This is a genomic window from Pseudomonas sp. NCIMB 10586 (assembly GCF_023127895.1).
GTDB classification, from domain to species: Bacteria; Pseudomonadota; Gammaproteobacteria; order Pseudomonadales; family Pseudomonadaceae; genus Aquipseudomonas; species Aquipseudomonas synxantha_A.
The window spans coordinates 113,676-125,409 of the sequence record NZ_SPKQ01000031.1; the positions used below are offsets into that span (position 1 = coordinate 113,676).

General features: G+C 50.7%; 10 protein-coding genes and 2 pseudogenes. 8 read left to right on the plus strand and 4 right to left on the minus strand.

Annotated elements, in window-relative coordinates:
* Positions 1–5: 5 nt before the first annotated feature.
* Complete coding sequence (locus tag E4P01_RS13095; RefSeq protein WP_216091079.1) at positions 6–119, minus strand: GMC family oxidoreductase N-terminal domain-containing protein; 114 nt, start codon at positions 117–119, stop codon at positions 6–8.
* A gap of 248 nt (positions 120–367) precedes the next feature.
* Between E4P01_RS13095 and E4P01_RS13100 the strand changes: the two genes are divergently transcribed.
* Positions 368–1,219 carry a helix-turn-helix transcriptional regulator gene (locus E4P01_RS13100; RefSeq protein WP_078820897.1) on the plus strand — a complete coding sequence of 284 codons (852 nt, stop codon included), beginning with the start codon at positions 368–370 and terminating at the stop codon, positions 1,217–1,219.
* Positions 1,220–1,350: 131 nt separating this feature from the next.
* On the opposite strand, the gene E4P01_RS13105 is transcribed toward E4P01_RS13100, so the two are convergent.
* Both E4P01_RS13105 and E4P01_RS13110 read right to left on the minus strand, forming a co-directional pair.
* Positions 1,351–3,093 carry a calcium-binding protein gene (locus E4P01_RS13105; protein WP_078820896.1) on the minus strand — a complete coding sequence of 581 codons (1,743 nt, stop codon included), beginning with the start codon at positions 3,091–3,093 and terminating at the stop codon, positions 1,351–1,353.
* 80 nt (positions 3,094–3,173) lie between these two features.
* Positions 3,174–3,491 carry a DUF2388 domain-containing protein gene (locus E4P01_RS13110; protein WP_078820895.1) on the minus strand — a complete coding sequence of 106 codons (318 nt, stop codon included), beginning with the start codon at positions 3,489–3,491 and terminating at the stop codon, positions 3,174–3,176.
* 257 nt (positions 3,492–3,748) lie between these two features.
* Here E4P01_RS13110 and E4P01_RS13115 point away from each other — a divergent pair, with 257 nt between their 5' ends.
* The 7 genes and pseudogenes from E4P01_RS13115 to E4P01_RS13145 all read left to right on the plus strand — a co-directional run bounded on the left by E4P01_RS13115 (position 3,749) and on the right by E4P01_RS13145 (position 9,296).
* Entirely contained in the window at positions 3,749–4,156 is a 408-nt protein-coding gene (locus E4P01_RS13115) for a hypothetical protein (RefSeq protein WP_078820894.1), read from the plus strand.
* Between the two features lie 135 nt (positions 4,157–4,291).
* Positions 4,292–4,594: pseudogene (locus E4P01_RS13120) on the plus strand (alkaline phosphatase family protein); the annotation flags it as partial.
* Positions 4,595–4,703: 109 nt separating this feature from the next.
* The gene (locus E4P01_RS13125) at positions 4,704–5,765 is read left to right on the plus strand and encodes a heparin lyase I family protein (protein ID WP_078820893.1); all 1,062 of its coding nucleotides are present in this window, start codon (positions 4,704–4,706) and stop codon (positions 5,763–5,765) included.
* Between the two features lie 261 nt (positions 5,766–6,026).
* Complete coding sequence (gene tnpB, locus E4P01_RS13130) at positions 6,027–6,194, plus strand: IS66 family insertion sequence element accessory protein TnpB (RefSeq protein WP_248130048.1); 168 nt, start codon at positions 6,027–6,029, stop codon at positions 6,192–6,194.
* 222 nt (positions 6,195–6,416) lie between these two features.
* Positions 6,417–6,554, plus strand: a pseudogene (locus tag E4P01_RS13135) (transposase domain-containing protein); the annotation flags it as partial.
* Positions 6,555–7,040: 486 nt separating this feature from the next.
* Positions 7,041–8,048 (plus strand): hypothetical protein, encoded by a 1,008-nt coding sequence (locus tag E4P01_RS13140; RefSeq protein WP_216091078.1) that lies wholly within the window; start codon positions 7,041–7,043, stop codon positions 8,046–8,048.
* Positions 8,049–8,846: 798 nt separating this feature from the next.
* A complete protein-coding gene (locus tag E4P01_RS13145; RefSeq protein ID WP_248130049.1) occupies positions 8,847–9,296 on the plus strand; it encodes a hypothetical protein in 450 nt (149 codons plus the stop codon).
* A gap of 1,281 nt (positions 9,297–10,577) precedes the next feature.
* Here the strand turns inward: E4P01_RS13145 and E4P01_RS13150 are convergent.
* Complete coding sequence (locus E4P01_RS13150; RefSeq protein ID WP_216091077.1) at positions 10,578–11,363, minus strand: ADP-ribosyltransferase; 786 nt, start codon at positions 11,361–11,363, stop codon at positions 10,578–10,580.
* Positions 11,364–11,734: the final 371 nt, after the last annotated feature.

Below are 11,734 nucleotides of genomic sequence, written 5' to 3' on the forward strand. Positions count from 1 at the left end.
ACGCATTAGTTACTGTCTTCACTGAGGCGACTGGCCATTACCGCGCCGGCTGAACCGCCACCCACGATAATAATATCGTAGTCACGTTTAGCGATATCGCAGTTTTTTGAGGTAGTCATGGGAGGAGGGCCACAGATCTGATTTTTTTCATTTCTGAGCGTGCCAGCATTGCGAGTTTGTCCACTTGAGTTGATAAAGGTTAGCGCGGCATTGATGAGCATAGAAGGCTGATTGGCTGAAAGCTCTGTTGCAAAAATATGGCTAATTAGGATTATGGTTCTGTGGACGAAAAAAAACGCCGGATGGTATGTTTATATTGAGTGATGAGCGAATGTATTGAGGCACGGTAATGGAGTAGGAACTCGTTATGAAGGTATTTGATGAAGGTACGCTTGATGGGATTATTTATAATCCAGAAGCGATTTTGGAGACGTCCTCCAAAGCGTGGGGATATGGCCGAATTGATCGTGTGGAGGCAAAAAGCGAGCACACAATTGAGCTGAGAAGATACCAGCCAACATTGATGGTTTTTGATCCCGGGGCGTCGAGTGATGGGATGTCTTGGCTCGATGGCAAGAAGGCCACGGGGCCGCGCTGTCTAGACAGAAAAGTTGATTTGATTCCCGCCCAAAGCGAATTTTCAGGAAATTTTCATGGGCGCGGTAAGATTTCCTATACAGCGATAACTATCGATGAGCAGTTGACTCGTTTTTTACCGAGCGCGAAAAAAGGCTTGGTGCTAGCTCCGCTGTTTACTCTCAATGAGCCGAACATCAGATGGCTTTGCGAACGCTTTTTAAGCGTAGATGATGTGCTGCATCAAGATTCCATTGCTATTTTATTGCTGGTCGAGTTGTCTAAGGTTGAGGTGAAAGAATACCGGTCCGCCTTGTCTGTCACCCAGCTGAAATATTTAAAGGAGTATGTTCTGTTAAATCTTCATCTTCAGATGACGTTGGGCGAGTTGGCGAGTTGCGTTGGTATGAGCCCATTTTATTTTTCCAGAGAGTTCAAGAAAGCGGTTGGCGTTTCCCCTTATCAGTATGTAATTGAGTGCAGGTTGCAGCTGGCGAATAAACTTATTGCTGACGTCAATCGCTCCATGCTGGATATTGCCATGGCTTGTGGGTTCAGTTCTGGGAGCCAATTCAGCAAAGTGTTTATGGAGAGATTTGGTATGACCCCATCCGCGGCCAGAAAACGATTAGTGGGAGTATGAATAACGAGAGATTTTAATCTGAAGGGGGAGCCACCGGTACCATCCTCCCTCTATCCAACCCCTTGAGAACGGCACACGGATCTGGTTGCGGGCTGGACAGTACGGGTGGCTTTTATTATCCGTGACTGCCGTCAGGCGATCGTAACTCCGTAGCTGGATAAGCTGTTCAGACCCACACCAACAAGCGTCACCGAGTTTGCGCCGAAGTTGAGAACCGTATCGTTGCCCACTTCAGAGGCTACAGAGTGATAATCTGAACCATCGACTATTGTATCGACGCCAATAAACTTCAAAGTGTCTGAAGCATGAAAGCCGAATACCTGATCCTGACCAAAGTTGCCATGGAACAAGAATGTATTGTTACCGCCGCCTTGTGAGTTCAACACGTCGTTGCCATTCCCACCAACAAAGGTAACGCTGGCTTTGTCACTGCTGAGGATGTCATCACCGTTCTTGCCGAATAACCAATCTCCGTCGATTGTTGCGCTGAGCTGATTGTTATTGGCATTGCCATTGACCGAGTGCAGGTAGTCTGTCATGTGGTCGTCGGTGCGTAATCCGTCGATCGTCACGCTGTGGGTGACGGTGTCCTTTCGTCCGAATAGACTGTAGAGCCAATTGGAACTGCTCTCTTGGCTGGTCAGGGTACCAATGTCACTGAGTACGCTGATGCCACCAAGACCATCTTGTATATAGAGAGTGTCAGGGCCGTCGTTCAAACCATCCTTGGCACTATCGTAGGCAAGTTGAAACTGATTAAGGGCGCCCTGTAGGTCCAGTGTATTATTACCCTGTCCACCCAAGACCAGGTTGTCGCCGCCTCCGGTCTGGAACGTATCGTTCCCGCCCCCACCTTCAAGGTAGTCATTACCCGCACCGCCACGCAACAGGTCATCAGTGTCTGTGCCTAGGATGAATGTCGGTCCGTTGTGGGATGAGCCATAGCGCCCAAGGTCCTCGACCCAGGTATTGCTCCGAGCGTCTGAGCCCAGGCTTGAAACGATAATGGTCGAATCTTCATGCGTCAGGTCATAAAGTTCGGAGTCTGCGACTCGCTTTAAATAGGCAGCAATTTCAGCAGGATCATGTACTAGCCAGGAAAGCGGATTGAACACCGAATGGGGGAGGAGGTTTTGCCAGAAACTGGCATAGTGGTTATTGAAGCTTATGATGTTATCGGTAGTCATATCATTGGTGGAGTCATGGGCGCCTAGGCTGGCCCATGTCAGTTCACCATTTCCCATCAGTCGATAGACAGGATCATTTTCAGCCCCGAGGTTTAGAACTTTATGCGTTTCACTGATACTTGGGGAGACGACGCCCACATAGTTGGAATCTTTATAGAAACCGTCCCAGCGCCTTTCGCTTAAATCGGCCATGCTATTGACGGCCATTCCCCCAAGGCTTGCTCCTGCGATAGTGATATCCTCCCCAGTCAAGCCATGTTGCGAGGCATAGCTGGCAACAGAGGAAAGTAAATTGCCGAATGCCAGGTAAGTGTAGTCCGTGCCAAATCCCTTGGGATCGAATGCCGCCTGAAAGTTATTCTTAAAATCATTCAGATAGTCTTGGATTCCCGCCTCTGAGGGGCCACCTGTTCCACGGAACCCAATGCCGATTTTGATCAGGTTGCCTGCGTCATCGTACTGTCCTAGCACTTCTGCCTGGGCCGTTGCCACCGATGACTGCTCGCCGTAATAAGTACCACGCTGATCTGTTGGCCCTTGGTGATTGAGCGTTTGTGCCGAAAGCTGCTTCCAACCTGCTTCAGGCGCGTCAATAAGGTATTGCGTGTACCTTACGACTCCGTAAGAGTCGTTGAACAACTGCTTGACGGCTTCAGCATTCATGTCTTTGTAATCATAAATAGCCATGGCTTGCCTCTGTTGTTGTATTTTTTATGGATGTTTATCTGAAGTACGCATGCTTCAGAGGGGTGGGCGATAAAAATTCGTTAACTATCGGAATTTTTTGCCAGAAGCGCGCTAGCCAGTGCTACGTCGCTGACGTTCAATTCTGGATGAGCAATTCGGATCTTCTGCATGGCGGCTTCGAGGTATGGGCCGCGTATGGCACCGTTGCTGGCGACAAAAATACTGGCATCATCCTGAATGGCCATAACCATTTTCTTGTCGGATGAGGAGGTGAGATAGGTTGAGCCTGTTGTAGCGCCGGACGAGAGGATTTTGCTCCAGAAGCCATTGATGGCCATCGCAGGTGTTGCTGCCAAGCAGAGCACTGTAAAAAATGCCATAGTGGTTGTAGTTCGCATTGTAATAAGTCTCCAGGTTGAAAAAATTGTGTGGGGCGGAATTATTGTGAGGCGTCGTCCTTGCCCATAGTGAGTGGGCAACGACTTAGGCTCACAACGAAGAACTGCCTGTGATATTTGGCGGAGCTTACAGGTTGTTTTCTATGCTTATCTTGCTTGCTGTTGTCATTTATTGCTTTTTTATTATTTCCTTGCATTTACTTCGATAGAGGCATTGGATAAGCTTGTTTTTCAACATGAATGGCAGGATCTATGGAATGAGTAATAAGACAGCGCTTGTTTTTGCATTTTCTGTGCTCGGTTTAACGGGCTGCAAAACACTCGAGAATGCTAGTGCCTTAATGGCATCTGCATCCAATCCCGTTGTGACAGCTGCTTCTAAGGCCGGTGCGACAAAACAATCGGTTCTTGCAACAGGCGTGAAGCCCACGCGAGAGCAGCCAACTAAAAAAATAAATGGAACGTGCCTTGATTTCTCTTTAAATGAAAGCAAAGGTGGTACCGATTACTACGTAGCTGTAAACAGTGAGGGGCGAGTGGTTGCGACCGGTTTCGCTACCTGTGCTCATGCTGAAAACGAGGGCATTATCCACAGCAATCAGCCGCCCGAGATGAAGAGCAAAAGCAACAAGGAGCTTTTGAGGACGATCCTGGAGTCGGATTGAAAATACTTACCAAGTCGGATGATCTGAGAAGTGTTGGCAGGGATGCCATTTGTCAAAGACTTTTACTCGGTCGGTTAAGACACTGAGATCCCCTCGCACGCGCCTGTCGCCGAACGTAGGAACTTCAGAGCTCAGCAAGGCGATGGTTTCTTCGATCATGTCTCTCCTCCCGTACCGCATTGGGACACTCATTCAGGCAGTTCGGCCCTCAGTACTGCCGGCGAAATTGAATACGAATCCCAAAAACCCATTGGCCTGGGCTTCCGAGTCCCCATCCTGGCAATTTCTCCTTGGTCACGAGGAGGAAAAGTCAGCGCCGAGGTTTTCGATCACACCTCGGTCCTGCAATTTCTCGAAAAACGCTTCGGCGTCATTGAAGAAAATATTTCTCCATGGCGTCGCGCGGTTTGCGGTGACCTGACGTCTCTGTTTGATTTCAGCAGGGAAAACTCAAAAACCGACGTCCCGGCGGATCTGACCAACCTGACCCTCAGCAAAGTCACGGTAGACCACTGATCCACCCTGGCCATAAGGGGGAGGTATAATAATGAGAAGGTTCCCCCTACTAACTATAGACGACATCTGCACGCTCAAGCTCACCACCAACTCTTACATAAAGGCACAAGCAATGCTATCAGCACTAAGAAGTAACGCCCCACTTAGAACCTCAAATCACCCCATAGACAATGCTGGGGCCACCCACACCTCCAATATCCACCAAAAAATAATAAAAATTCGAAACATCGACATCGACTGTATAAGAACCCCACACAAAGAAAAGTCTTACGACCCTATACCTCATAGCAATGGCAGAAAACTTAAAAGCATAAAAACCGCTTTTAATAACAACATAAAATCGTTAAGAAAGTACAATATAAGTATCAACACTCAGCTAGGTCCATCCGGACAGAAAGAAATGAAGAACGCTATAGATGAACGATACCTTACTTTTATTGATGGCCCATGGATTGGAAAAAACCATGATAACGCCTTGCAATTCAGCCTTCCACCGGACAAAGGTAATTTCAGAGTAGAGCCTGCGCATAAAAACAACTTAAAGATGAATACAGACTCCATGTATGAGTTCCAGATGAGAGCAGATTATGCTGCGCGCGATGTGATTTTCTTTCAGGTAAAAGAGACCGGCGGCGACATGAAGACACGTGGTAGAGGCAGGCCCCCATTATCTCTCCACCTAAAGAACGAACAGGACATCCTTATTGCAATCAACTCGGAAAACGGCAATATATCAATTCAACAAATAGCAACTCTTAGCTGCCCTCAAGAATGGTATAAATTCAAAATCAGAATCATCTGGAGTAGAATGTACCCGTGCATACAGGTGGCGATTAATGGAAAAAATGTCTTTCAGACAAATGCACCTTTCGGCGCGCACAACTCCAAAAATCACTATAGCAAACTTGGCCTATATATTCCTCAACAAAAAAACGAAGATGGGTTACGCCCCACATCCTTTATTTTTGACAATGTTAAAGAAAACCATCGGTTTTTCAACCCGAAGATTCACCACAACAAGGTAAGCACCCACCCTCAACCCTATCAACACCGCGAGTCATGGGCACGACAAATAAATCAGCACAACTTATGACGCATGGTCAAGATAAGCATTTCATTTAGTCGCAGTGTTTGTGTGCGCGACAGGATTCATCGCCCAAACGGCCATAAACGTGCAAAACTCCATACCCCGCACATAGACCAACTACTCAGCCCCCATCTGAATGACTAATCATGGCGCGCCTACAAGAACCGTCAGAGAAAAAGGAGACAACCGATCCATCACCTACACATTCAAAGCTGCCCATTGAAGCCCGATGCTGCGCTCCCGATCTCTTTCTGGAGCCAGCACCTCATGATGCGTCCCGACGCCAAAGTCGAAAAAGTTTACCTTTACCCCAAGTCCGTGGCCTTGCGAAAATTCATCGAGGGCCTGGCCGCCCAGGTCGAGTTGGATATCAAGGTGGCCATCTTCGACCCGGTACTTTTCGTTTTTCTGAATCGCTACCGCAACCGGGTGTGAGCGCAACGGCTTCTGTCGTTGGCTCAAGCGCCTGGAATCCGAGCGTTTCAAAACATCTCTCGATGCAACCGACGAAGCCATCGTTTTGAGCATCCAGGATGCTGAACTGGTTGCTCGACGGTTTTGACCTGTGGCGCAACTGCCCTCATCAGGTTTTGACCCCACGCTACGTAGCCTGACCCGGTATAATTCGGGCCATGATTTCCTGCCGACGACCGTCCTGTCGAGACCGCCAAGGTCAACGGCCAGGAGTCTTATACGTGACTGCGCCACGTACTGGAGCGGTTGCCATATGCCTCGACGGTAGAGGACTACGAAGCCTTGCTGCCGTGGAACTGCTCACCGGAGATGTCACGGTAAACCGTTGACCCACCTTGGGATAGGTGGGGTTTATGGACCCCTTACGACCATGCCCCCCAGGTCTTCCTAGCTGTTCATAGCAGACCTCTAATGCCTTGTCTGACTGATTCAGGTACAACCCCGTTACACGATCGCTTTTTGATAGCCTACACCAGCAACAACCTCAAACATGCTCAAAAAATCAAAGGATAAATGGAGGTTATTTTGCTTATCTATCACCCACCCCTTCAAACCGTAACTCAACCCCATGCACCATCTACTACAGTGGTAGGCCAGTTGGGCAATAGTACGGTCTCTCCGACCAGCACCGACCCTACCGCAAAGCAGCTCGCCGAGCGAAATGAAGCACCCCAGGGAGGGGGCGGCCTGCTCTCCCGAATCCTGACCGTTATCAGTCGACCGTTTGAGGCGGTGCGGCAGTGGATCGCCAACTTATTGGGGCACACGACACCCCAGACGCAGTCAGCCTCTCCGGCGGACCCTATAATGTCGCAGGTTGCGCTCGAAGCTACCCTTCGCAGCCTGAACAAGGCTGCTCATCTGGCCGACATCAATGCCGAAAACCTGCAGAACAAACACGCCGAGCTCGCCAACAACGATGGTACCTTACGCTCCTTGACTACCGCGCTGCATGCCGTCAAGAAGCACTCGCAGAACGCTAGCATTAGCTCAGCAGCCGCCGCACTGCTGGATACGAAAGTGGAAGGCATTGCCTTCCAGCAATGGGGCACGACCGGCATGGATGCCACCAAATGGCTTCGAGACGCGACGCCGGAGCAATTGACGGAGGCCGCGAAGCAACTCAATCAATTGCAAAGCGGCATCAGCCAGTTGGCGCAGGCCGTGAGCCAGGAGTTAAAGGGAGAGCCCGCCGAGCAGTACCTGAATAAACCCAAGGTCGACGGGCCAAGTTCCGTCTTTGGCAAAGTCGACGCTAACAAGGCAGTCGTAGACACTTTACTGAAGCCCTTTCAGACACAACCTGCTTCTACGGAGCAAACCCCATTGACGCAGCGGGAGACGGCGCCCAAAGAATCAGTTATCGCCCTTGCCAAGGCTGATGATCAGTTGGCCGACATCAATGCGACGAACCTGCACGAGTTCGCCAGCGCCAGCGGCCCCTTGCGCTCCTTGGTTACCGCGCTAAACGACGTCAAGCGTTACTCGCTAAGTAATGATTGCCGCTTGCTGGCGGCCGAGCTGCTGGATAAAAAGATAGAAGGCATTGCCTTCCAGCAATGGGGCACAATCGACGGGGAGGTCAGTGATTGGCTGTCAAAGGCCACGCCGCGGCAGTTGATAGAAGCCTCGCAGCAGCTCTATCAATTGGCCCCCCCTATCAGCCTGTTGTATATGGCTATCGAGCGGTACCCGGATAGACCGAGCAATGGCCAGACGCCAGCCTTTAGCGATAGCGAGACGCTAGCCATCCGGATTTACACAGCTCATGCATCTTATGCGCTGAACAACTCTTTGCGGACTGGCAAAGATTGAATGCAGGCCTGTCGGTTATTGTCAATGGGCTAAGTTCCTCCTTTGGCAAAATCAACGCTAACGAGCCAGTCGTCAAAACTTCCGAGGCACTCGAAGTGGCGATGCGTTCAGCAAAACCGCAGAAGGCCAGGAGCCGGGTTACCTGTCGATATCCAGGGGGCCGCAGATCGCCAAGGAGTTTGCGACGAGCGGCCCCCCATCGACTGAACTCGGCGAGCCCGGACTGGATGTCAGTGCCATTTCGCACGTGCCAGACGAGCAAGAAGTTCTTTACAACAAGGGTACCAAGATGAGGGTGTTGTTCAGTGCAACGGACAGCATGTGGGTGACCAAGCGCGTGCTGAAGGATGCCACGCTACCCAAAGACAGCAGAAAAGTGAAGCGTTCGCTCGATGCGCCAACTTTATCCTAAACGACATGATTCGGGGATCGCTTGATCGCCACTCGGCGACTTTTGTACTACTAGCCCCAAGACTGCCATTTATAGAACCCTGCAAAGCGGAAGCTGTTTAGGCTTCCGCCCCCTCATTATTTGTAAAAGCCTCGACTTAGACCCCCCTTGAAAAAGGTAACCGTCCGGGCAACACACCCTCCTGAAACCGTCGCTTGAGGCGATGGTGTCCACCTGAATTTGAACTGACACCATTTTTAGCCTTTTAAGCGGACGCCTATGCCACAAGAACGCCGTTCCTACTCCACGTCCTTCAAGGCCCAAGTCATCGCCGAATGCGCTCAGCCTGACACCTCGATCGCCAATGTCGCGTTGACCCACAATCTCAACGCCGACCTCGTCCATAAATGGATACGCGTGCATGCGCAGAAAAACCTGACACTTCAAACGCCTTCATCCCGGTCAAGACATCGCCGCCGATGCCGATGCCGATGCATCAGGCCCTTCCTCCAACGATCCGAATCGAAGTGCCGCATTCAAAAGGTGTAGTCGTGGTGGGTTGGCCGGCAGAAAATGCAGCCGCGTGTTTCTGCTTTCCTGCGAGACCTGCTGCGATGATCCGCATCGACTCCATCCGGCTCGCCACCGAGCCCATGGATGAACATGAGAAATATGCATTCTACAAAGGCGCGGCATATAATGCTATGAAGATGTTTAGCTCAGCAATCCAGGAACTAGCCAACAACAAGGGTATCGAATTCGACAACCGCCTTCGGAGGTATGAAATCATTAATCTCGACGACATGAAATCAAGACCAATCTATTTATTCAGTCTAATAAAATTAGAAATAGGTTAAAAATTAAAAAGCAACACGAGCACCATATATTATGATTGCGAAAGCACTCAAAAAACAACAACTGCAGTGGCGTCACAACAATTAACGCCACGACCCGCAAAATATCACTAACGGACATTTTCTTGCAGATTGCATTGTCTATGCAGACGAATTTACTTATTCGTGAAGTGAGCCATTTCCACGGCAGATATGACTTATTTTCCATTTCACGAACGTCTTCCTGTTTAGACCAGACAAAAAATTAGAGACAGCAGCTCATGCTCAATTAGACGAACTATCTGACTCCTACACTCGCACAACGAACAGACTCGAAGAAAGCAACACCGACATCAACAATATTCATTATATCTCACAGACATATAATTTAGACCTGATAGACTTCATTGAAACCTTCAACAAGAAAAGAATCTTTAGAGATGAGCGACTTTTATAAATTCTGACTCTATAAGTCACTTGGCTATTTCCCCGGAGAATTACGCCTTCAAACGAAACAATACCATGCCGCTACTTGACACCTCAGCATTCAAAACAGGAGAGCCTGTAGGTTATGGCATACAGACAACGATGATAAGTAACAAGGGATGCTCCGACCAACTTGCAACACGGCGATGACAAATCGAAATTTCCCCGGCACGTACCGTTATCTACTTATAAAGCGACCGATGTATCGTGTGGCAAGGGCGTTTTTGACCAGCCTTCCTGTTGCCGCTTACGGAAAACCGCCCCTGCGGGGGATGCAACAGACTTTTCCAAGATGTCCATTTGCACGCTACGCCGACGATTCGGTGGCTCCACTGCCGAAGCGAAAAGCAGGCGTGCGAGGTAATGGCGGCAATCAAGGTACCGCTGGAAGCATATCTGCTGACCATGCGCCCGGGAGAAGTCGAAGATTGTGTATTGCAAAGACAACAACCGCAAAGCACCTAACTGTCGCTCCGGCGGGAAGCACTTTGGCGCAGCCCAGGAGACAACGAAGGAGCTGAGGTATCTGAAGGAAAGGCTTTTTTAGGAGGTCAGTGACTGTGCAGGCCGCACCACTCCCTAAGGGTTCGAGCGTCATGAGCCTAGTCAGGCATCGACTTTTGGTCGCCGGGAATGGCGAGCGGCGGCGGAAAAATATGCCGTGGTAACTCGGCGTCAGTCAGCACGTACGGCCAAGCCATGCCGCTGACAGCAAAGCGATTGGGTGCTCATCGACACTTTGCTGCCTGCCTTATTGGTGGCCGGATGGCCGTGGAATCCGCAAGCGTGGTTTCTGGCTAGGGCACCACTAGGTTGCGCCTACGGTGCGACGGGTAAATCCAGCGCATCGAACAAGCCCTTCTGACGCCCGCTATCTGCGGACAACGCGGACTCCTCCAGCACGCGCATGGTCATCCCCTGACTGTCCTTTGCACTGAATAGCACCGTCATCTCGGTATCCCTGTTGTAGAGGATTTCCTGCTCGTCTACCTCGATCGAAATGGTGCTGACATCCAACCCGGACTTGCCGAATACGGTCGAGTGGGTGCTATCTCGGCTAAAGTTCTTGGCGGTCTGGGTATTCATGGACGTCGACAGGTAACCCGCATCCCGGCCTTTCTGGCCCTCTGCGACATCGCTGAACGCGTCGCCGCCGTAGGTGCCCCGAAAGGTCTTGACGACGAGCTTGTCAGCGTCGGCTCTGCCAAAGGCCGAACTTAGACCCTCGACAACTGCCGATTGGCCTTGATTCAACTTCTTGCCAGCCCGCAAAGCGTTGTTCAGCGACTGAGCTCCGCCATTGGTGTAGAGTCCGATGGCCATCACCTCCCCATCGCTGAAGACGGGCGCCTGACCATTCTTGGGTTTAGCCAGGTATTGCCCGGCCAGCGGCCCGAAACGCTCACGCAACACATCGACCAACGGGTCAACCTTGGCCAGATCATCAGGAGCCTCTTTGAGCGCAAACTGCTGCACCTTCTTGAATTCCGTTGCAGAAACGGGCAGCGCCTGGGGGGAGGGCGCCGTCTGCGAGGCACGAGGGGCGCCGTGACCCAGCAAGTTGCCGATCCACTGCCCCACCGCCGCAAACGGTCGGCTGATCATGACCAGGATTCGTGAGAGCAAGCCGCCCCCCTAGAGTGATTCATTTCGCCCTGCGAGAAGTTTAGCGGCCGCGTCGGTGTCGACTGGACGAGCACTGAAATTGCCCAATCGACCTTCCTGTATGTCTGGAGCTTGGGGTGGGCGTGGGAGCGTGTGGTGGCTATGAATCAGAAAACTGCTCAGCAAGGTGACCTTCCGTCTATATTACCTATGATTTGCCGAGTACTATAAAAAGAATATACAGGGGCGATCTATTAAAAAAGTGATCGTGGGAAGCTCCGATCAACTTACTGCAACCGTGCGGAAAGTTGAAAAACCCGCTGAATTTGGCGCTATTGACCGCGAAATATCCCGTACGCGCCGCCTTGGCG

Coding starts and splice junctions, on each gene's coding strand:
- E4P01_RS13150 (WP_216091077.1), bottom strand. CDS start 11,363: ATGATCAGCCGACCGTTTGCGGCGGTGGGGCAGTGGATCGGCAACTTG.
- E4P01_RS13095 (WP_216091079.1), bottom strand. CDS start 119: ATGACTACCTCAAAAAACTGCGATATCGCTAAACGTGACTACGATATT.
- E4P01_RS13125 (WP_078820893.1), top strand. CDS start 4,704: ATGAGAAGGTTCCCCCTACTAACTATAGACGACATCTGCACGCTCAAG.
- E4P01_RS13140 (WP_216091078.1), top strand. CDS start 7,041: ATGTCGCAGGTTGCGCTCGAAGCTACCCTTCGCAGCCTGAACAAGGCT.
- E4P01_RS13115 (WP_078820894.1), top strand. CDS start 3,749: ATGAGTAATAAGACAGCGCTTGTTTTTGCATTTTCTGTGCTCGGTTTA.
- E4P01_RS13145 (WP_248130049.1), top strand. CDS start 8,847: ATGGATACGCGTGCATGCGCAGAAAAACCTGACACTTCAAACGCCTTC.
- E4P01_RS13105 (WP_078820896.1), bottom strand. CDS start 3,093: ATGGCTATTTATGATTACAAAGACATGAATGCTGAAGCCGTCAAGCAG.
- E4P01_RS13110 (WP_078820895.1), bottom strand. CDS start 3,491: ATGCGAACTACAACCACTATGGCATTTTTTACAGTGCTCTGCTTGGCA.
- tnpB (WP_248130048.1), top strand. CDS start 6,027: ATGATGCGTCCCGACGCCAAAGTCGAAAAAGTTTACCTTTACCCCAAG.
- E4P01_RS13100 (WP_078820897.1), top strand. CDS start 368: ATGAAGGTATTTGATGAAGGTACGCTTGATGGGATTATTTATAATCCA.